Genomic DNA, 19,491 nt, shown 5'->3' with positions numbered 1-19,491 from the left:
ATTTCTACGTTGCCAGGAGGGGTGCGTCGACTCCAGGGTTGGCGCGTCACAGACCCAGGGAGACGCCCGGATGTCCACGCCCCGCGATATCGACCACACCGTGGTCATGACCCGCGACCTCGCCGCCGCACAGGCTGCCTGGAGCGCCTGCGGCTTCACCTGCACGCCGCGCGCGGTGCATCCGTTCGGCACGGCGAATTCGCTGATCCAGCTCCAGGGCAATTTCGTCGAGCTGCTGGAGATCGACGACGCGAGCCGGATCGAGGAGGCCGAGGGCGACCGGTTCTCCTTCGCCGGCCACAACCGGGACTTCCTGGCCCGGCATGGCGAGGGCATGTCGATGCTGGTCCTGGCCAGCGACGACCGCGACGGCGACCTCGCCGACTGGCGATCCAAGGGCTTGCGGGTCTACGAGCCCTTCGACTTCGAGCGCCAGGCCAAGCAGCCGGACGGGTCGAGCCAGCGGGTCGCGTTTTCCCTGGCCTTCGCCTCGGAACCGTCGCTGCCGGGTCTCGGCTTCTTCACCTGCCAGCAGCACACCCCGGAGGTGTTCTGGAAGCCGGCCTATCAGGTCCATGCCAACGGTGCCCAGCGGATCGCCTCGGTCCAGGTGACCGGCCCCGACCCGGAAGCGGCGGACGCCTTCCTGCGCGGCTTCTCCGGCGGCCGGCGCACCACCCATATCGCGCTCGACCGCGACGCCCTGACCCTGGAAGAGGGCGCGCCGGCCTTCCCGGAAATCACGATCCGCGTGGCCGACCTGGAAGCCGCGGCCGCCCATCTGCCGAACGCCCGGCGCGACGCCGACACCCTGGTGGTCCCGGCAGCGCAGCTCACCGGGGTGCAGGTCCGGTTCATGCGGTAGATCGGCGTCGCCCTCTCTATCCTTTCTCGTCATCCCGGCGGTCCTCGGGCCCGACCCGGGGACCGGCCGGGACCTTCTTCCACCGCGCCGGCCCGCCCGGTCCCGGCCTTGCTCCGGGTCGAGCCCGGGACAAGCCGGGATGACGAACGAAGGGTTCGGGGCGACGGGAGGGGCGTTTGCAGCGCCTCGACACCCCGCAACCGTCCATGGTCTAAGGTGCGGCTAAACAAGAGGCCGCCAATGACCCACACGACCGCCCCCGCCCATCCGACAGTCGCCCGCCTGCTGCTCGTCGTGTTCATGCCCTTCGCCGGCGGGTATTTCCTGTCCTACCTGTTCCGCTCGACCAATGCGGTGATCGCGCCGCAGCTGATCGCCGAGATCGGGCTCGACGCCGGCGATCTGGGACTGCTCACCAGCACCTATTTCCTCGCCTTCGCCGGTTTCCAGCTTCCGCTCGGGCTGCTGCTCGACCGCTACGGGCCGCGCCGGGTGCAGTCGGTGCTGCTGCTGTCGGCCGCCCTCGGCGCAACCCTGTTCGCGCTCGGCGACTCCCTGGTGGCGCTGGCCGTGGCGCGCGGCTTCATCGGCCTCGGCGTGGCCGGCGGGCTGATGGCGTCGTTCAAGGCGATCACCCTGTGGTTCCCCAAGCAGCGCTGGCCGCTGATCAACGGCTGTTTCATGGCGATCGGCGGGCTGGGCGCGGTCGCCGCCACACGGCCGCTGGAGATGGCGCTGCACGTTACCGACTGGCGCGGTGTGTTCCTCGGTCTGGCAGCGGTCACCGTATTGGTCGCGCTGACCATCCGCCTCGCCGTGCCGGAGCGCGAGATCCACGGCGCCGGCGACACCCTGGGCGAGCAGCTCGCCGGGCTGAAGCGGGTCTTCGCCGACCGGCTGTTCTGGCGGGTCGCGCCGCTGACCGTCACCACCATGGCCGCCAATCTGGCGATCCAGGGCCTATGGGCCGGACCGTGGCTGCGCGACGTCGGCGGCATGGATATCCAGGGCGCGGCCGACACCCTGCTCTGGCTGGCTGCCGCCATGACGGTCGGCTTCGTGGTGACCGGCATGATCGCCGACCGCTGCACCCGGCGCGGCATCCCGCTGTCGCGGGTGATCCTGGTGCTGACCACCCTGTTTATGGCGAGCCAGGCGGTCATCGTCTTCGAACTCGCCCCGGCCAGCATCCTGCCCTGGATGGCGTTCGGCCTGCTGGCGAACGGTGCGGCCCTGGTCTACCCGCTGCTGAACGGCCATTTCCCGCTGGCCCTGTCCGGCCGGGCGTCGACCGGCCTCAACACCCTGGCGTTCTTCGGCGCCTTCGCCGGCCAGTACCTCATGGGCGCGGCCATCGACCTGTGGGAGCCGCTCGCCACGGGCGGCTACCAGCCCGAAGCCTATCAGGCGGTGTTCGGCGGCATCCTGGCGCTGCAGGTCCTAAGCCTTCTGTGGTACGGCTTGGCCGGGGCCGGTCGGCCGGGCGACCATCGGGAGGAAACGGGCGTTTGATCAAGCGCAACATCAAGACGGAGGCCTTCGCCATGGCCTCCTTCATCCTGCAGGTGAACACCATGCGCGCCCTGGTCTCCAAGGGCGTGCTGCACCGGGACGAGGCGGTGGAACTGGTCGACGAGGCCCGCCGCCAGCTCGACCATCTGATCGCCGGCAACGCGAGCGACCGCGAGGCGATGCTCGACCGCGAACTGCTGGATTACGAGGCGATCTTCCGCGACATCGACGACCGCGCCGCCGAGGACTTGCTGCGCACCCTGCGCGACGCCTTGAACCGGATCCTGGACGAGGACGAGTCGGTGGCGGCGCTGGCGGAGGAGATCCTGGAGGCCGAAGAGCCGGACGCCTTCGACCTGGACGGCCGCTGAAGACCGATGGTCAGCGGGGGATTCGCCCCCTTTCGCCATCGGATTAGCGTGGTATGCTGCCGCCAAGTCATTTCCGACGATATCCCAGATCCTTTTGGAGGACGCCATGAGCTTCCAGCCGAACTCGCCGGCCGCGCGAGACGTCGCGTACGTCTTGCACCCCTACACCAACGCCCGGGCCCATGAAGAAAACGGTCCGATGATCATCACCAAGGGTGACGGCGTCTACGTGTACGACGACGGCGGCAAGCAGTACCTGGAAGCGATGGCCGGCCTGTGGTGCGCGTCCCTCGGCTTCAATGAGGACCGTCTGGTCAAGGCCGCTACCAAGCAGATGGAGACGCTGCCGTACTACCACACCTTCGCCCACAAGGCGCACCTGCCCGGCATCGATCTGGCCGAGAAGCTGATCAACCTCGCTCCGGTGCCGATGTCCAAGGTGTTCTTCGCCGGCTCCGGCTCCGAGGCGAACGACACCGCGATGAAGCTGGTGTGGTACTACAACAACGCCCGCGGCCGTCATGCCAAGAAGAAGATGATCAGCCGCGTTAAGGGCTATCACGGCGTGACCATCGCCTCGGCCTCGCTGACCGGCACCCCGGTGAACCACCCGGGCTTCGACCTGCCGATCGCCGGCGTGAAGCACACCTCCAACCCGCATTACTACCGTTTCGGCCAGTCCGGTGAGAGCGAAGAGGATTTCGCCACCCGGATGGCGCAGGATCTGGAGAACATGATCCTGGAGGAGGGTCCGGAGACAGTCGCCGCCTTCATCGCCGAGCCGATCATGGGCGCCGGCGGCGTGATCGTGCCGCCGAAGACCTATTTCGCGAAGATCCAGGCCGTGCTGAAGAAGTACGACGTCCTGCTGATCGCCGACGAAGTCATCTGCGGCTTCGGCCGGACCGGTGAGTTCTGGGGCAGCCAGACCATGGGCATGAAGCCGGACATCCTGACCTGCGCCAAGGCGCTGTCGTCGGCCTACCTGCCGATCTCGGCCGTCATGATCAGCGAGGACGTGTATCAGCCGATCGCCGACCAGAGCAAAGACCTGGGCGTGCTCGGCCACGGCTACACCTACACCGCCCATCCGGTCTGCGCCGCCGTCGCGCTGGAGACCCTGCGGATCTACGAGGAAGACAACATCGTCGACCACGTGAAGTCGGTCGCTCCGCTGTTCGAGGAGCGTCTGGCGGCGATGGCCGACCACGAGCTCGTCGGCGAGGCCCGCGGTCGCGGCCTGATGGGTGCGGTCGAACTCGTGGCCGACAAGGAGACCCGCGAGTCCTTCGATCCGAAGATCGGTGCCGGCGCGAAGACGAACGCCGCCGCCAATGCCCATGGCCTGATCATCCGGGCCATCGGCGACAGCATCGCGATGACCCCGCCGCTGATCATCACCGAGTCTCAGATCAACGAGATGTTCGACAAGCTGACCCTGGCGCTGAACGACGCCGCGGCCGAGATCCACAAGGCGAAGGCGGCCTGAGCCGTCCGCGCCCGATACGGAAGACGGGAGGGGCCCTGCGGGGCCCCTTTCTTTTTGAGTGGTAGGCCCAATCGCATTGTGGAATTATGCGGCCGCTCGGCGTTGAACCCCGCCGAACCCGACGGAGATACAGATGAACCGCTCGATGCGACTTTCCGCACCCCTCTTCGGCTGACGCCCGGCGCGTCATCGATCGAGCCTTAGGACCCGGTTCTCCCGTCCCTCCCCTCGCTCTCCCCCGCGCCCGGCGTTGTCGCCCGTTCCGACAACCCTCCCGCCCGTGGAGAGCTTCATGTTCCGCCGTTTCAACTCCCTGATCGATCCGTTCGCCTCGGACCGGCTGGACCAGCCGCCGACCGGGCTGTTCGCGTTCTATTGGCACTACGTGCGCCAGGTCTGGCCCTGGTTCGCCGCCCTCACCGTCACCTGCGGCCTGCTGTCGATGATCGGGGCGTCGCTGTTCGCCTATGTGGGCGAGATCATCGACCTGATCGGTCGGGCGGAGACGCCGGCCTCGTTCCTGCAGGACAATCTGGGCCTGCTGATCTGGGTCGGCTTCCTGGTGCTGATCGCCGAGCCGCTGCTCGCGATCGTCCATATGGCGATCGGCAACCAGGCCCTGGCCCCGCCGTTTTCCGGCCTGATCCGCTGGCAGACCCACCGCTACCTGCTGCGGCAGAGCGTGGCGTTCTTCCATAACGACTTCGCCGGGCGGATCGCCCAGAAGGTCATGCAGACCTCGCTGGCGCTGCGGCGCTCGGTCGGCGAGCTGATCGACGCGATCTGGTACGTCGCCATGTTCTGGATCTCCGCCCTGGTGATCCTGCTGACCTTCGACCCGCTCACCGCCATCCCGCTGGCGCTGTGGCTGGCGGTCTATGTCGGCGCGCTGGTCTATTTCGTGCCGCGGGTGCAGCGCCGGGCGACCGTGTCCTCGGAATCCTCGTCGCGGCTGACCGGCCGCCTGGTCGACAGCTACACAAACATCCAGACGGTGAAGCTGTTCGGCCATGCGCGGCGGGAAGACGAGTACGCCCGCGTCGGCATCGCCGATCAGCGCGACAAGTTCGCCGAGCTGATGATCGAGATCTCCTGGTTCCGCACCTCGATCAGCGTGCTCAACGGCGTGCTGCTGGTCGGTCACGGCGCCCTGGTGCTGTGGCTGTGGAGCCGGGGCGACCTAAGCGTCGGCTCGGTCGCCGGGTCGCTCGGCCTGATCATGCGGGTCACCACCATGTCGCACTGGATCATGTTTGTGGCGGCCGAGATCGCCGAGAACGTGGGGGTAGTCCGCGAAGGGGCCGACACCATCGCCCGACCGCGCACGGTCACCGATCCGGCCGGCGCCCCGCCGCTGCGGGTGAGCGAAGCGGAGATCCGCTTCGAGACCGTGTCCTTCGGCTACGGTTCGGCCCTGCCGGTCCTGCACGACCTGACGCTGACCGTGCGGCCCGGCGAGAAGGTCGGGCTGGTCGGCCGCTCAGGGGCCGGCAAGTCGACGATGATGCATCTGCTGCTGCGGTTCTACGACCTGCAGGGCGGGCGCATCCTGATCGACGGCCAGGACATCACGCAGGTCGAGCAGGAAAGCCTGCGCGCGGCCATCGGCGTGGTCAGTCAGGACACTTCCCTGCTGCACCGGTCGATCCGCGACAACATCCGCTACGGCCGACCGGAGGCGGGCGAGGCCGAGGTGGTGGAAGCGGCCCGGCGCGCCCATGCCCACGACTTCATCCAGGAGCTTGAGGACAATGCCGGACGCCGGGCCTACGACGCCCAGGTCGGCGAGCGGGGGGTGAAACTCTCCGGCGGCCAGCGCCAGCGCATCGCCATCGCCCGCGCCCTGCTGAAACGCGCGCCGATTCTGGTCCTGGACGAAGCGACCTCGGCCCTGGACAGCGAAGTGGAAGCGGCGATCCAGGAGCAGCTCTTCGACCTGATGGCCGGCCGCACGGTGATCGCCATCGCCCACCGCCTGTCGACCATCGCGGCCATGGATCGGCTGGTGATCATGGACGGAGGCCGGATCGTCGAGCAGGGCACCCACCGGGAACTGCTGGAGAAGGGCGGGCTCTATGCCGATCTCTGGGCGCGCCAATCCTCGGGCTTCATCGCCGATTGATCGCAGCCGGCTCCGGGTATGCCATACTCTGCGATAACAATCGAAGCGTAGGAGGACCCGCCCATGCCCCATCCCGCGATCGCCCGAGACAAGGCCGCCGTCATCACGGGAGCCGCCAGCGGCATCGGCAAGGCAACGGCGGTCCGGCTCGCCGGGTTCGGCATGCGGGTCTACATGGTGGATCTTCCGGGCCCGGCGCTCCAGTCGGCGCTAGCGGAGGTGGCCGGTCAGGCGGCGGAGCCGGATCACGTGGTCGCCCTGCCCTGCGACGTCTCCGACGAGGCGGAGATGCGGCGCGCGGCCCAGCGGGTGATCTCGGTCTGCACCGCGCCGTCGATCCTGATGAACAACGCGGTCACCCGCACCGGCGGCGGCGTGTGGAACCCGTGGGCCGACTGGAAGAAGGCGGTGGACGTGAACCTGTGGGGCGTGATCAACGGCGTGCGCTGCTTCGTGCCCGCCATGATCTCCGCCGGCGCCCGCGCCCATGTGATCAATGTCGGCTCCAAGCAGGGCATCACCAACCCACCGGGCAACACCGCCTACAACGTTACCAAGGCGGCGGTGAAAGCCTATAGCGAAGGGCTGCAGCACGATTTGCGCAACACGCCGGGCTGTCGGGTCAGCGCCCATCTGCTGATCCCGGGCTGGACCACCACCGGCGACCGCGAGCACAAGCCCGGCGCCTGGCTGCCGGATCAGGTGGTCGACCACATGCTGACAGGGCTGGAGGCGGACGATTTCTACATCCTCTGCCCGGACGACGAGACCACGCCGGAGATGGACCGCAAGCGCATCCTGTGGGCGGCCGGCGACATCACCGAAAACAGGTCGCCCCTGTCCCGCTGGGATCCGGCCTACAAGGCGGCGTTCGAGGCGTTCGAGCCCTGAATTCCTACTGGAACAGCCCCAGGGCGATCTGCGGGGCGTTGTTGGCGATGCCGAGGGTCTGGACGGAGAGCTGCTGACGGACCTGGGCGGCAGTGAATTCCGCGGAGGCGCGCGCCATGTCGGCATCGACGATGTTGCCGAGCCCCTCCTCGGTCGCGTCCAGGGTTGCCTGGAGCTGGTTCACCTGCAGCTCGAGGGCACGCAGGTTGGCGCCGAGACTGCCCAGAGCGGTGGCGACCCGCTCCTCCTCCTGCTCGAAAGCCGTCAGCGCGGCCAGGGCGTTGGCCGGCGTGGAAATATCCTCATTGATCAGCACGGCGTAGGAGAGATCCAGCCGCTGTCCGTCGAGCCGCAGCGTCCCTCCCTCCAGGTTGGAGAGCACATCCACATCGCGCACCGTGCCGACCGCCAGGTTGAAGGGCACCGCCACCTCGATAAGGATGTTCACGTCGTTGAACGTGCTGTTCTCCAAAATCTGCCGCATCTGGCCCAGCATCTCGACATAGTCGTTCTGCAGGATCTGCTGCTGTTGGGCGGTGTTGCCCTCGTTCGCGCCCTCTGTGATCTTCTTGCGGATATCCGTCATCAGATCGGACACCGCCGTCGCGCCGGCGAGAGCGACCTTGTTGATCCCCTTGGCGTTGTTCAGTCCCTGGATCACCGAGTTGATTGCACGCACGTCCAAGCGCAGCCCCTGGGCGATCGCGAAGTTGGAGGCGTCGTCCTTGGCACCGCGCACCTTCAGGCCGGTGGAGACCTCTGCCCCGATCTGAGCCACACGGGCGCCGGCGGCGTTCAGATTCCTGAGCGCGGCAAGAGCTTCCGGGTTCGTGCGAATCGACAGGGTCATACGGCTCTGCTAGCAAGATGCGTGCCGATAACCCCTTTTCATAAACGGTTATGCCCAAATCACCGCTGATCCTACCCTCCGATCCGTCCTTCTACGAGCTGCCGCCGCCGCCCGGCAGCGCCCCGTCGCCGAGCCTTGAGGAGCGGCTGTCCTCCCTGCGCGACGAGGACGAGGAGGAGGAAGACCGGCAGGAGGAGGAGGCCGCCCCGCCCCGTGCGGGAACCTGCGACAGCCACGTCCAGATCTTCCCCGATCCCGAGCGGTTCCCCCTGGCCAAGGACGCGGCCTTCACGCCAGGCGAGCACCCGGTGCGGGACTACGCGCGGCTGCGCGACCGGCTGCGGCTCGACCGGGCGGTCGTGGTGCAGTCCTGCGTGCACGGCACCAACCATCACGCCCTGCTCGATGCGCTGGAGCATCTCGGCGCCGAGCGCAGCCGGGGCGTGGCGGCGGTCGGACCGGATGTCAGCGACGCCGAGCTGCGCGACCTGAATGCCGGCGGCTGCGTGGCCACCCACTTCCAGATGCGCGAACCCTGGCGCCGGATCGACTGGAACGACACCGGCCGCATCGCCTCGCGGGTCCACGACCTGCTGAACTGGCATATCGGGCTGCAGATGGACGGCCGCTTCCTGATGGAGGTGGAGGAGCGGATCCTCGCCTGGCCCGGTCGGGTGGTGCTCGACCATATCGGCTGCTTCCTCGGGCCGGTCAGCGACCGCGATCCCGGCTTCCGCGCCCTGCTGCGCCTGATCGACGCCGACAAGGTCTGGGTCAGCCTGTCCGGGCCGGAGGTCAGCGACCCGCAGCATCCGCGCTATCCCCATGCCGAGCGGCTGGCCCGCATGCTGATCCGCTTCGCGCCGGAGCGCGTTGTCTGGGGCAGCAACTGGCCGCGCCTGGAGGCCGCCGATCCGGTGAGGGACCGGCTGCGCCCGGACGAGCGTCACCTCCTGCGGCTGCTGGACGAATGGTGCGAGGACGAGACATTGCGCGACCGCATCCTGATCACCAACGCGGCCGAGCTGTGGCGTTTCCCCGCGCTGTCGGGGGAGACGCCGGCGGGCGAGACGTCAGTCGCCGGCTGAGTCCGGCACCACCCACTGTCGCGTCCGCACGTCCGGCAAGGCGGAAAGCGCCGTCGCCACGATGGCCGAGGCATCCAGCCCCGCCTGGGCGTATTGCAGTTCCGGCTTGTCGTGATCGATGAACCGATCGGGCAGGGTCATCGGCCGCACCGCCAGCCCCTTGTCGAGCAGGCCGCTCAGGGCGAGTTCGTGCAGGACCTGACTGGCGAAGCCGCCGGACGATCCCTCCTCCACCGTGATCAGCACCGCATGCTCCCGGGCCAGGCGGCGCACCAGATCGCTGTCGATCGGCTTGGCGAACCGGGCGTCGGCCACGGTGGTGGACAGGCCGCGCGCCGCCAGCGCGTCGGCCGCCTTCAGGCAGTCCTGCATCCGGCCGCCGAGGGACAGCAAGGCGATCGTCGTTCCCTCCCGCACGATCCGGCCACGGCCGATCTCCAGCGGCTCGCCGTGGGCCGGCAGTTCGATGCCCACGCCGTCGCCGCGCGGGAAGCGCACGGCCGAGGGCCCGTCGTCGATCGCCGCCGCCGTCGCCACCATGTGCCGCAGCTCCGCCTCGTCGGACGGCGCCATGATCACCATGCCCGGCAGGCAGCCGAGATAGGCGAGGTCGAAGGATCCGGCATGGGTGGCGCCGTCGGCCCCGACCAGCCCGGCGCGATCCAGGGCGAAGCGCACCGGTAGGCTCTGCAGGGCGACATCGTGCACCACCTGGTCGTAGGCGCGCTGCAGGAAGGTCGAGTAGATGGCGACGAACGGCTTCAGCCCCTCCGTCGCCATGCCGGCGGCAAAGGTGACCGCGTGCTGCTCGGCGATGCCCACATCGAAGCAGCGCTCCGGGAAGCGCTTGGCGAAGATGTCGAGGCCGGTGCCCGACGGCATCGCCGCGGTGACCGCCACGATGCTGTCATCCGCCTCCGCCTCGGCGACTAAGCTGTCGGCGAAGACGCGGGTATAGGTCGGCGCGTTGGACGGGGGCTTCGACTGCTGGCCGGTGACCACGTCGAACTTGGCGACGGCGTGGTACTTCTCCGCATGGGCCTGCGGGAAGGGGTGGCCCCTTCCCTTCTCGGTGATGACATGGAGCAGGACCGGCCCGTGGCGCCGGCCGCGCAGCTTGCGCAGGATCGGCAGCAGGTGGTCGAGATTGTGCCCGTCCACCGGCCCCACATAGAAGAAGCCCAACTCCTCGAACAGCGTGCCGCCGGTCACCAGGCCGCGGGCGAATTCCTCGGCCCGGGCGGCCGTCTTCTCCAGCGCCCGGGGGAAGCGCTTGGCCATCTGCTTGGCCAGTTCCCGCAGGGTGCAGTAGGAGCGCGAGGCGACGATCTGGGAGAGATAGGCGCTCATCGCCCCCACCGGCGGGGCGATGGACATCTCGTTGTCGTTCAGGATCACCAGCATACGGCTGTCGGACGCCCCGGCGTTGTTCATCGCCTCGTAGGCCATGCCGGCGCTCATGGAGCCGTCGCCGATCACCGCCACCACATCGAAATCGTCCCCCTTCAGGTCCCGTGCCGTCGCCATCCCAAGGCCGGCGGAGATCGAGGTCGAGCAGTGGGCGGCGCCGAACGGGTCGTAAGCACTCTCCGAGCGCTTGGTGAAACCGGAGAGCCCTCCCCCCTGGCGCAGGGTGCGGATGCGGTCGCGCCGGCCGGTGAGGATCTTGTGCGGATAGGCCTGGTGGCCGACATCCCAGATGATCTTGTCGTTGGGCGTGTCGAACACGTGGTGCAGGGCGACGGTCAGCTCGACCACGCCGAGTCCGGCGCCCAGGTGCCCCCCGGTGACGGAGACGGCGTCCACGGTCTCCTGCCGGAGCTCGTCGGCGAGCTGCTTCAGGTCCGATGGGCTGAAGGTCCGCAGATCCTCAGGAAAGGTGACCCGGTCCAGAAGCGGTGTTCGCGTATCGGCCATGTCACTCTCCTTGGTTGGGCGGCGTCAGACTAGGTCTGCACCCGCAGGCGGTCTCGAAGTTCCATCGCATGGGCGGCAAAGGCGCAGGCGAGAAAGGCGGCGATCCAGGGCCAGGGCGCGTCCAGAGAGCCGGCCCGGAAGGCCGCCACCAATGCGGCGCCCGACAGCAGGAAGGGCAGCAGCCGCGACGGCGGCGGACCGTGTCCGGTCAGCCGCCAGCGGCCCCAGAGAAATCCGCCTTCCAGCGCCAGGACGACCAGGATCACGTCGTAGATCCGCCCCTCGGTGAACAGCGCTTCGACCATCGCTCACCGCACCCGGGCCAGACCCAGAAGATGGGCCGAGTCCTTCAGGAAGATCCGCAGATGGGCCAGCGGGTCGGAGCGGACGAGCTCCTTGTTCATGTAGGACTGCCAGGTCAGGCGCTGGACGTCCGGGTCGGCGCAGATGCTGACGAAGCGTTCGCGCCGGCGGTCGGTCGTGTACCAGAAGGCCTGCAGGATCCCGAGGATCCAGAACACCCGGCCATGCGCCTTCATGAAGGTCTTGCGCGCGCCGGCCAGGGCCCGGGCATCGCCGGTCTCCAGGTAGGCCAGCGCCGCTTCGGCCGCGATCTGGCCGCCGACCATGGCGTAGTAGATCCCCTCGCCAGAGGCCGGTGCCACGGTCCCGGCGGCATCGCCCGCCAGCACCACGTCGCGGCCGTTGTCCCAGCGCTTCAGCGGCTTCAGCGGGATCGGCGCGCCCTCGCAGCGGATCGTCGTCGCCCCGGCGAGGCCGGCGCGGTCGCGCAGCACCGCCGTCGCCTGGCGCAGCGGGAAACCCTTCTGCATGCTGCCGGTACCGACGCTGGCGGTGCGGCCATGGGGGAAGATCCAGGCATAGAAATCCGGCGACAGGTCGCGCTGGTAGTAGACGTCGCAGCGGTCCTCGTCGATGCCGTCCGGCGTGTCGATGATCTCGTGATAGGCGAAGACGCATTTCACCATCCCGCCGCCCGGCACTTCCTGGCGGGCGACCTGGGAGCGCGCGCCGTCGGCGCCGACGACCACCCTTGTATCGATCGCATGAAGCGTGCCGCCCACCTTATCCCGGTAATGGACGGTGACGGTGCCGTCGCCGCGGCGGGTGATGTGGTCGAAGGTGCCGGTGACCCGCTCGGCCCCATTGCGGGCCGCGCGGACGCGCAGGGCCTCGTCGAAATGCTCCCGGTCGACCATGCCCACATAGCCGCCGTCGATCGGCATATCGACCGTGCGGGCCGACGGTGCCACGATCCGGGCCCCGCGGGCGCGGGCGACGATCAGGGCCTCGGGAATGTCGAAGTCTCGGACCAGACGCGGCGGGATGGCGCCGCCGCAGGGCTTGATCCGGCCATCCCGATCCAGCAGCACGACCGTGCGACCCTCGCGGGCCAGGGTCTGCGCCGCCGTCGCCCCGGACGGCCCGCCGCCGACCACCACCGCATCGTAAACCGGTCCTGCTTCGGCCATGGCAGCTCTCCTATCGGACCACGCCGGCGATCACGCCGCGTCCCAGGGTTAGACGGTCGATCGTTCGGGCCGGCGCCTCGCCGCCGCGTCCCAGCCGCAGCGCCAGAAGCCCGGACAGCACGAACAGCCCCGCCTCCACGGCGAAGACGGTGCCGTAGGCCGCCGGAATCGAGTCGAGGGCGAGCCGGGCCAGGTCCACCGAGACCGCGCCCAGAAAGCCGCCGAGCCCGAAGGCGACGGCCTGGGCCGCGCCGAACACGCCCATGCGCGTCCCTTCCCGACGGGACTGACCGCCGGCGGCGATGGACATCATCATGGCAATGGCCGCCACGGCGAAGGCGCCGTTGGACACGCCCAGCACGAAGACGTTGAGACGCAGCGGCCAGACCGTCGGCGCAGTCCCGGCCAGGGCGAGGCCCAGCATCGCGACTCCGGAGCACAGGCATCCGCCGACGACCCAGGCGCCGAGCGTGCCGATCCGCCGTCGCCCCAGAAAGGTGCAGACCGCACCGACCGCGATCATGCCCAACAGAACGCCGCCATGATGGACGCCGGACAGGGCGGTGGATTGGCCCGGGGTGAAGCCGAAGACCAGCCCGGCATAGGGCTCGAGGATCAGGTCCTGGGCGCTGTAGGCGAGCATGGAGAGGAACACGAAGACGGAGAACCGCCGCACGGTCGCGTCGCGCCAGGCTTCGGCCAGGGCGGCGCGGAACGGCGGCGGCGCTTCGGCGCTCGGTGTCTGGCGCCGGCCGCGCTCGACGCCCCAGACCGCCAGGGTGGCGACGGCGAAGGCGATGGCGGTCGCCACGGCGACGATCGCCACGAGCCGCTGCGGCGAATACGGATCGATCACCGCGCCCAGCGTGCCGGCGGTGACGGCGAAACCGGCGATCATCATCAGCCACACCACGGTCGCGGCCGCCGGGCGGCGCTCGGGCGCGACTTCGGTCGCGAGCAGGACAAGCAGCGAGGTTCCGGCCGCCCCGACGCCGATCCCGATCATCAGGAAGGCGACGGCGGCGGCCACCAGCCCGAGGACCGGATCGACCGACATCCAGGCCGTGGCAGCGGCGGCACCGGCGCCGCCCAGGCTGAGCAGCGCCATGCCGCCGACGATCCAGGGGGTCCGCCGGCCGCCCGCATCGGAGCCGTAGCCCCAGCGCGGCCGCAGAACCTGCACGGCGTAATGGGCGGCGACCAGGAGACCGGGAACCATCGCCGGCAGGGCAAGCTCGACCACCATCACCCGGTTCAGGGTCGACGTGGATATCACCACGACCGCGCCGAGGGCGGTCTGGACCAGCCCCAGCCGCAGAATGCCGAGCCATCCGAGGGTCGGGCCGGGGACGGGGACCATGGCCGCGCTCCCCTAGAGCCCGCGCAGCGCGATTGCGCTGGCCAGCATGCCGAGGACGTAGAGCGTCGTGCCGGTGGCGTTGTACCAGGCGGCATAGGCCCGCGGATTCTCCAGCAGGCGCACCATCAGCACCACCTGGACGGCCAGCAAAGCGGCGACCATCGCGCCGGCCAGGGCCGCTCCCCAGGAGAACAGCAGCGCGCTCACCGCGACCTGCGGCACGGCCATGACGACGCAGGCGAGCCAGGCGGCCCCGCGCACGCCGAGTTGGACCGGCAGCGAGCGCAGGCCGAGCGCCTGATCGCCTTCGACCGCCTTGAAATCGTTGAGCGTCATGATCCCGAAGGCGCCCAGGCTGTAGAGCCCGGCCATCCACAGGACCGGTGTGTCCGGCAGGCCGCCGACCATGGCGGCCGTGCCGGTGAACCAGGGCAGGCCCTCATAACAGAGACCGACCGCCAGGCAGCCGTACCAGCCGTTGCCCTTCAGGCGGACCGGCGGCGCGCTGTACAGCCAGGCGAGGACGAGGCCGACGCAGACCGCGGCGACCACCCAGATGCCGAGAAACGCCGCGACGGCGAGCGATACGGCCGACCAGACGATCCCGACATAGAGGCCCCAGCGCCCGGGCACGCGGCCCGAGGGGATCGGCCGGTTCGGCTCGTTGATGGCGTCCACATGGCGGTCGAACCAGTCGTTGACCGCCTGGCTGGTGCCGCAGACCAGCGGACCGGCGAGCAAGGCGCCGAGCACCAGCATCGGCCAGGCTTCCAGGATCGGTACCCCGGAGGACACCACGCCGCACATGAAGGCCCACATCGGGGCGAACCAGGTGATCGGCTTGAGCAGTTCCACCAGCGCACCCGGCGCCGGATGGCGGGACTGCGTAGCCCGAACTGAAAGGGTATCGACCATGGGGAAACGGTAAAATTGACACAGCAGTATGTCAATTTAACTTTACACTTCCGGCACGAGAAAGTTCGCCCGTCGCGTGTCGGCGAAATCGGAGGGATCAGTCTTCGGGAGAATCGAGGTCCGAGAACCCGTAGCGCCGCAGCTTGGAATACAGACTCTGACGGCTCATCCCCAGCATTTCGGCGGCCGAGGCCCGGTTGTCGCCGGTCAGCTTCAGGGCCGTCTCGATGCACAGCCGTTCGATCACGTCGGTCGTCTCGCGCACGAGATCCTTCAGGGTGACCCGGCCAACCAGGGCCGTAAGCTGGGAGGCGTCGCGCGGCAACGCGGCGGGATCGCCGCCGATCACGTCGATCCGACGCCGCACCGGACGCATCGCGAAGCCGAGACAGGCATCGTCGGCCCCCGATACGGAGACCGCCGACAGCTCGATCGGCTCGCGGGCGCCGAACTCGCCGTTGATGACGGTGGCGAACTGGCGCAGGGAACCCTGCTTGCGCAGATTGGCCGAGATCACGTTGACGTCGACCGAACGGCCGAGCCAGCGGCTCAGCGGCTCGCCGATAGCCTGCTCCTCGGTCGCAAGCTGGGCCAGGTCGAGGAAGGCGGAGTTGGCCGCCATGATCCGCTGGTCCAGGTCGGTCACGACGAAACCGTCCGGGATCTCCGAGATCGCCCGCAGCATCGAACTGCGCACCGGATCGCCGGACTCCGCCGACGCGAGAGAGTCGGGACGGCCGAGACGCAGCAGGAAATGGGCGTCGTTGCCCTGGCGGAAGATCGAGGCGCCCATGTCCAGGGCCACATCCTTGCCGTCCACCTTGACCGAGGTCTCTGCCGCCCGGCCGGTCGCCGCGACGGAGACCAGCAAGGCATTCATCTCTTCATGACTCTCCGGCGCGATCACGTCCTTCAGCGCCCGGCCGCCCAGAGTCTTGGCATCCTGGTCGAGCAGGCGGGCGGCGGCCGGATTCACCTCGACGATCTTGCGGCTGGCCACATGGACGATGACCACCGCCTCGGAGGCGACCTGGAACAACAGGCGATAGCGAGTCTCGGCATGGCGGAGCTTGGCGTATTCGCGCTCCATGGTGTTCTGCGCATCGATCAGCCGCTGCTGCAGATCGGCCATGGCGCTGAGATCGCGGCCGAGGACCAGAATGCGCTCGTCATTCATGCGCAGGGCGATGTAGCGGACCGGCATGTCGATGCCGGTGGGTGAGGGATGGTTCACCTGGCGCCAGCGCGAGGCGGTCCCGTCGGCCGCCTCCGACAGCAGGTCGGTAACCTTGTCGCGGCTTTCCTTGGTGACCGTATCGACCCAGGGACGGCCGATCCACTGATCGAACTTGCGACCTTCCAAGTCGGAATTGCTGAAGGCGATGTCGCAGATCACCCCGTCGTAGTCGACGATCAACGCAATATCCGCCGCCATTCCGATCGCCATGGCAGCAATATCGGCGTCGAGGTCGCCGATAGATTTTCGCGGCGATTTGAAAGGGTTCAACACGTCGGCTAGCGTTGGCAGGTTGATGACCACTCGCGACTCGCTCAATTTTCACAATGACAAGCCGCGGGCCGGCGGCCTGAACCCTAAAACTCTGAATCCAGAGGCTTCCAACCTCTGCGCTAGACAACACCTACGCCGGCATCACGCCTTCAGCAGCTGCGACAGGCTTTGCGATTGGACAACGGCCTCAAGGCCGTCGTTCGCAGACGCATCCGCTCCAACAAGGCTTACCCATTCGGGATGCTCCTGGAAAGCGGCGCCCCCGACAATGACCCCAACATTCTTATTACGCGAAAACTTTCTTACGCTTTTGATAACCGAGGCCAATCTGTCTCGCAATAACTCACCGCTGAGCGAGAATCCGACCACCGTGAAGGATTGCTGACGCACCCGTCGGACGACGTCTTCCTCGGTTTCGGCCAATTCGTCCACGACCGACCATCCGGCGCGCCGGAAAAACTCGCTCACCAGGGACAGACCGAAGGTGTGCTGTTCCCCGGGGGTGACCGACAGCAGCACGGCCGGACCCGACGGCATCCATTCCTCGGTCGACTCGAAGCGCGCGGTCATCTTCCGCAGCACCCGCTGCAGCCGGGCCAGGGCGATCGTCACATCGGTGAAATCGCACAAGTCCTGTTCCCACATGACCCCGAGCAGCCGGGCGCTCGGCGCCAGCAGATCCAGCAACAGGGTTTCCAGGTCGATCCCGCGCGCCTCGATATCGATCACGAACTCATCGACGAAATCGTCGGACCGGGCCAGCAGGTGGGAGGCGAGAAGTTCCACATCGGCGTCGGTGACCCCGGAGCGCGCCCGCGGCGCGGTGGGACTGACGCCATGGATGAGGAGCAGGCGTGGAATGACCTCGCTCTCGATCGTTCGCATCAACCGGCTGGCCGAGGGCGGCGCCCGCGGGTCTCGCCGGGGCAGCTCCCGGTTAGCTGTCAGCAGAGCATGGTCTATTGCACGGTACAGGCCATCTACAGCTGCTCGAATCTCCGGCATGGCACGCAACCCCCCGTAGTTTTTATCGAGCTCTTTTTTTAAACGCTACACCCCTTTGACATGGCTGTAAGTCCAAATTTTCGGACACCTGCCGGTCCGCGCTCTCATCCGCCTCCCGCGTGAGGTGGGTCAACACAGCTCAGCGTCAAGCTTACGCCAGATCCGGGATCGAATGTACAAATTATTTGACGTCAAGTTTGTTTGACACTTCTCGTAAATCGCTCTTACAGTGTTTTGACAAGGAGACCGGAAACCAATTCCGGCAGGCCTAGAAGGGAGATGGACGATGCCTGAACCCAGGACGCCAAACCGGCCCGTCCCACCGATCTACACCGCGGAACAGCGGCGTCGGAGGGACGAGACCCGATGGACCCTCGTCCAGGGCGTCCTAGCCCCCGCGCAGTTCTTGGTCTTTCTGGTGAGCCTCGCCCTGGTCCTGCGGTTTCTCGCGACGGGCGAAGGCGCGGATCTGGCCGCCGCCTCCATCGTCGTTAAGACCCTTTTCCTCTACGCGATCATGGTCACCGGCTCCTTCTGGGAGAAAGCGGTGTTCGGGCATTACCTCTTCGTGCCGGCCTTCTTCTGGGAGGATGCGGTGAGCATGGTGGTGATCGCCCTGCACACCGCCTATGTGGTCGCGCTGCTGGCGGGCTGGGGTTCCACGACCACGCAGATGACGATCGCCCTGGCCGCCTATGCAACCTACGTGATCAATGCCGGCCAGTTCCTGCTGAAGCTCCGCGCCGCCCGGCGCCAGGCGCCGGCCCGTCCGGCCGCCGCCCTCGACGCCCCCGCTGCGACGATGGAGATGGCGCGATGAATGTCGTCCTGAAGCCCGATCCCGCCGCCTCCACCGGCTGTCTCGACGCTCCCGTACTGCGGGAACGGGGCCAGCGCGAGGTGTTCTGCGGCCTGACCGGAATCATCTGGCTGCACCGCAAGATCCAGGACGCCTTTTTCCTGATCGTCGGCTCGCGCACCTGCGCCCACCTGATGCAGTCGGCCGCCGGCGTGATGATCTTCGCCGAGCCGCGTTTCGCCACCGCGATCATCGAGGATCGCGACCTGGCGGGCCTGTCCGACGCCAATGACGAGCTGGACCGGGTGGTCGAGCGCCTCCTGGCCCGCCGGCCCGACATCAAGCTGCTGTTCCTGGTCGGCTCCTGCCCGTCGGAGGTGATCAAGCTCGACCTGTCGCGCGCCGCCGGGCGGCTGTCGCAGCGCTACACGCCGGACGTCCGGATCCTGAACTACTCCGGCAGCGGCATCGAGACGACCTTTACCCAGGGCGAGGACAACTGCCTGGCCTCCCTGGTCCCAGAGCTTCCGGCGGTCGCGGATGGCTCCGACTCGCTTCTGGTCGTCGGCACCCTCGCCGACGTGGTCGAAGACCAGTTCTGCCGTCTGTTCGAAGAGATGGGCATGCCGGCTCCCGCGTTCCTCCCGGCGCGGCGGGCCGGCTGCCAGCCGGCGGTGGGACCCGGTACCCGATTCCTTCTGGCTCAGCCCTACCTGCCGGAAACCGCCCGCCTGCTCGAGGCCCGGGGCGCCACCCGTCTGGCCGCACCCTTCCCACTCGGCGCCGACGGCACCACCCGCTGGCTACAGGCCGCGGCCGAGTCCTTCGGCGTGCCGCAGGACCGCTTCCGCGCCGTGACCGAACGCCCCAGGGCGCGGGCCCTGGAAGCGATCGCCGCCCACCGGTCGCGACTCGAGGGACGCCGGATCTCCTTCTTCCCGGACAGCCAGCTCGAGATCCCGCTGGCCCGGTTCCTGGCCCGAGAACTCGGCATGGAGCCGGTGGAAGTCGGTACGCCCTACCTGCATCGCGGCATCATGGATCCCGAGCTGGCCCTGCTGCCCGCCGGCACCCGGCTGTCCGAAGGCCAGGACGTCGACCGCCAGCTCGACCGCTGCCGTGCCGATGCGCCCGACCTGGTGGTCTGCGGCCTCGGCCTCGCCAATCCGCTGGAGGCCGAGGGCATGGCCACCAAGTGGTCGATCGAACTCGTCTTCACCCCGGTCCAGGGCTACGAGCAGGCGGGCGATCTCGCCGGCCTGTTCTCGCGCCCCTTCGACCGGCGCACCCGGCTGGAGGTCTGA

The 19,491-nt window shown here is 68.2% G+C and carries 17 protein-coding genes; 9 read left to right on the top strand and 8 right to left on the bottom strand.

Annotated elements, in window-relative coordinates; all coding sequences use genetic code 11:
• The first annotated feature begins 70 nt into the window (after nucleotides 1–70).
• From T8K17_RS11955 to T8K17_RS11930, 6 genes are all read left to right on the top strand, one after another.
• Complete coding sequence (locus T8K17_RS11955) at nucleotides 71–865, top strand: VOC family protein (RefSeq protein WP_322334733.1); 795 nt, start codon at nucleotides 71–73, stop codon at nucleotides 863–865.
• 240 nt (nucleotides 866–1,105) lie between these two features.
• Nucleotides 1,106–2,377, top strand: coding sequence for an MFS transporter (locus T8K17_RS11950; protein WP_322334732.1), 1,272 nt, complete (start codon nucleotides 1,106–1,108; stop codon nucleotides 2,375–2,377).
• Entirely contained in the window at nucleotides 2,374–2,748 is a 375-nt protein-coding gene (locus tag T8K17_RS11945) for a hypothetical protein (RefSeq protein WP_322334731.1), read from the top strand. Before T8K17_RS11950 ends, T8K17_RS11945 begins: the two co-directional genes overlap by 4 nt.
• Before the next feature lie 106 nt (nucleotides 2,749–2,854).
• A complete protein-coding gene (locus T8K17_RS11940) occupies nucleotides 2,855–4,237 on the top strand; it encodes an aspartate aminotransferase family protein (RefSeq protein ID WP_322334730.1) in 1,383 nt (460 codons plus the stop codon).
• Nucleotides 4,238–4,529: 292 nt separating this feature from the next.
• Nucleotides 4,530–6,359: an ABC transporter ATP-binding protein gene (locus T8K17_RS11935; RefSeq protein WP_322334729.1), complete on the top strand. Its 1,830-nt coding sequence runs from the start codon at nucleotides 4,530–4,532 to the stop codon at nucleotides 6,357–6,359.
• Between the two features lie 63 nt (nucleotides 6,360–6,422).
• Nucleotides 6,423–7,250 carry an SDR family NAD(P)-dependent oxidoreductase gene (locus tag T8K17_RS11930; RefSeq protein WP_322334728.1) on the top strand — a complete coding sequence of 276 codons (828 nt, stop codon included), beginning with the start codon at nucleotides 6,423–6,425 and terminating at the stop codon, nucleotides 7,248–7,250.
• Between the two features lie 4 nt (nucleotides 7,251–7,254).
• On the opposite strand, the gene T8K17_RS11925 is transcribed toward T8K17_RS11930, so the two are convergent.
• Nucleotides 7,255–8,100 (bottom strand): flagellin, encoded by an 846-nt coding sequence (locus T8K17_RS11925; protein ID WP_322334727.1) that lies wholly within the window; start codon nucleotides 8,098–8,100, stop codon nucleotides 7,255–7,257.
• Between the two features lie 50 nt (nucleotides 8,101–8,150).
• Here T8K17_RS11925 and T8K17_RS11920 point away from each other — a divergent pair, with 50 nt between their 5' ends.
• Nucleotides 8,151–9,188, top strand: coding sequence for an amidohydrolase family protein (locus T8K17_RS11920; protein WP_322334726.1), 1,038 nt, complete (start codon nucleotides 8,151–8,153; stop codon nucleotides 9,186–9,188).
• Here T8K17_RS11920 and dxs read toward each other — a convergent pair.
• From dxs to T8K17_RS11885, 7 genes are all read right to left on the bottom strand, one after another.
• Nucleotides 9,174–11,105 (bottom strand): 1-deoxy-D-xylulose-5-phosphate synthase, encoded by a 1,932-nt coding sequence (gene dxs, locus T8K17_RS11915; RefSeq protein ID WP_322334725.1) that lies wholly within the window; start codon nucleotides 11,103–11,105, stop codon nucleotides 9,174–9,176. The genes T8K17_RS11920 and dxs overlap by 15 nt on opposite strands.
• Before the next feature lie 29 nt (nucleotides 11,106–11,134).
• Nucleotides 11,135–11,410: a hypothetical protein gene (locus T8K17_RS11910; protein WP_322334724.1), complete on the bottom strand. Its 276-nt coding sequence runs from the start codon at nucleotides 11,408–11,410 to the stop codon at nucleotides 11,135–11,137.
• A 3-nt stretch (nucleotides 11,411–11,413) separates the two neighbouring features.
• Nucleotides 11,414–12,598 (bottom strand): geranylgeranyl diphosphate reductase, encoded by a 1,185-nt coding sequence (locus T8K17_RS11905; RefSeq protein WP_322334723.1) that lies wholly within the window; start codon nucleotides 12,596–12,598, stop codon nucleotides 11,414–11,416.
• Nucleotides 12,599–12,608: 10 nt separating this feature from the next.
• Nucleotides 12,609–13,958: a BCD family MFS transporter gene (locus T8K17_RS11900; protein WP_322334722.1), complete on the bottom strand. Its 1,350-nt coding sequence runs from the start codon at nucleotides 13,956–13,958 to the stop codon at nucleotides 12,609–12,611.
• A 12-nt stretch (nucleotides 13,959–13,970) separates the two neighbouring features.
• Complete coding sequence (gene chlG / locus T8K17_RS11895; RefSeq protein WP_322334721.1) at nucleotides 13,971–14,873, bottom strand: chlorophyll synthase ChlG; 903 nt, start codon at nucleotides 14,871–14,873, stop codon at nucleotides 13,971–13,973.
• 97 nt (nucleotides 14,874–14,970) lie between these two features.
• Nucleotides 14,971–16,320 (bottom strand): transcriptional regulator PpsR, encoded by a 1,350-nt coding sequence (gene ppsR / locus T8K17_RS11890; RefSeq protein WP_322334720.1) that lies wholly within the window; start codon nucleotides 16,318–16,320, stop codon nucleotides 14,971–14,973.
• Between the two features lie 204 nt (nucleotides 16,321–16,524).
• A complete protein-coding gene (locus T8K17_RS11885) occupies nucleotides 16,525–17,268 on the bottom strand; it encodes a cobalamin B12-binding domain-containing protein (RefSeq protein ID WP_322334719.1) in 744 nt (247 codons plus the stop codon).
• A gap of 406 nt (nucleotides 17,269–17,674) precedes the next feature.
• On the opposite strand from T8K17_RS11885, the gene bchF reads away from it, so the two are divergent.
• Both bchF and T8K17_RS11875 read left to right on the top strand, forming a co-directional pair.
• Nucleotides 17,675–18,208 carry a 2-vinyl bacteriochlorophyllide hydratase gene (gene bchF / locus T8K17_RS11880; RefSeq protein ID WP_322334718.1) on the top strand — a complete coding sequence of 178 codons (534 nt, stop codon included), beginning with the start codon at nucleotides 17,675–17,677 and terminating at the stop codon, nucleotides 18,206–18,208.
• Complete coding sequence (locus T8K17_RS11875) at nucleotides 18,205–19,491, top strand: ferredoxin:protochlorophyllide reductase (ATP-dependent) subunit N (RefSeq protein WP_322334717.1); 1,287 nt, start codon at nucleotides 18,205–18,207, stop codon at nucleotides 19,489–19,491. Before bchF ends, T8K17_RS11875 begins: the two co-directional genes overlap by 4 nt.

It is taken from the genome of Thalassobaculum sp. OXR-137 (assembly GCF_034377285.1).
GTDB lineage: Bacteria > Pseudomonadota > Alphaproteobacteria > Thalassobaculales > Thalassobaculaceae > Thalassobaculum.
Note: the sequence above shows the minus strand (reverse complement) of the source record. Positions and strands in the feature narration are given on the sequence as shown.

What these genes read in the sequence shown, in the direction of transcription:
- T8K17_RS11955 (WP_322334733.1), top strand. Translation starts at nt 71, where the DNA reads ATGTCCACGCCCCGCGATATCGACCACACCGTGGTCATGACCCGCGAC.
- T8K17_RS11950 (WP_322334732.1), top strand. Translation starts at nt 1,106, where the DNA reads ATGACCCACACGACCGCCCCCGCCCATCCGACAGTCGCCCGCCTGCTG.
- T8K17_RS11940 (WP_322334730.1), top strand. Translation starts at nt 2,855, where the DNA reads ATGAGCTTCCAGCCGAACTCGCCGGCCGCGCGAGACGTCGCGTACGTC.
- T8K17_RS11935 (WP_322334729.1), top strand. Translation starts at nt 4,530, where the DNA reads ATGTTCCGCCGTTTCAACTCCCTGATCGATCCGTTCGCCTCGGACCGG.
- T8K17_RS11930 (WP_322334728.1), top strand. Translation starts at nt 6,423, where the DNA reads ATGCCCCATCCCGCGATCGCCCGAGACAAGGCCGCCGTCATCACGGGA.
- T8K17_RS11925 (WP_322334727.1), bottom strand. Translation starts at nt 8,100, where the DNA reads ATGACCCTGTCGATTCGCACGAACCCGGAAGCTCTTGCCGCGCTCAGG.
- T8K17_RS11920 (WP_322334726.1), top strand. Translation starts at nt 8,151, where the DNA reads ATGCCCAAATCACCGCTGATCCTACCCTCCGATCCGTCCTTCTACGAG.
- dxs (WP_322334725.1), bottom strand. Translation starts at nt 11,105, where the DNA reads ATGGCCGATACGCGAACACCGCTTCTGGACCGGGTCACCTTTCCTGAG.
- T8K17_RS11910 (WP_322334724.1), bottom strand. Translation starts at nt 11,410, where the DNA reads ATGGTCGAAGCGCTGTTCACCGAGGGGCGGATCTACGACGTGATCCTG.
- T8K17_RS11905 (WP_322334723.1), bottom strand. Translation starts at nt 12,598, where the DNA reads ATGGCCGAAGCAGGACCGGTTTACGATGCGGTGGTGGTCGGCGGCGGG.
- T8K17_RS11900 (WP_322334722.1), bottom strand. Translation starts at nt 13,958, where the DNA reads ATGGTCCCCGTCCCCGGCCCGACCCTCGGATGGCTCGGCATTCTGCGG.
- chlG (WP_322334721.1), bottom strand. Translation starts at nt 14,873, where the DNA reads ATGGTCGATACCCTTTCAGTTCGGGCTACGCAGTCCCGCCATCCGGCG.
- ppsR (WP_322334720.1), bottom strand. Translation starts at nt 16,320, where the DNA reads ATGGCGATCGGAATGGCGGCGGATATTGCGTTGATCGTCGACTACGAC.
- T8K17_RS11885 (WP_322334719.1), bottom strand. Translation starts at nt 17,268, where the DNA reads ATGCGAACGATCGAGAGCGAGGTCATTCCACGCCTGCTCCTCATCCAT.
- bchF (WP_322334718.1), top strand. Translation starts at nt 17,675, where the DNA reads ATGCCTGAACCCAGGACGCCAAACCGGCCCGTCCCACCGATCTACACC.
- T8K17_RS11875 (WP_322334717.1), top strand. Translation starts at nt 18,205, where the DNA reads ATGAATGTCGTCCTGAAGCCCGATCCCGCCGCCTCCACCGGCTGTCTC.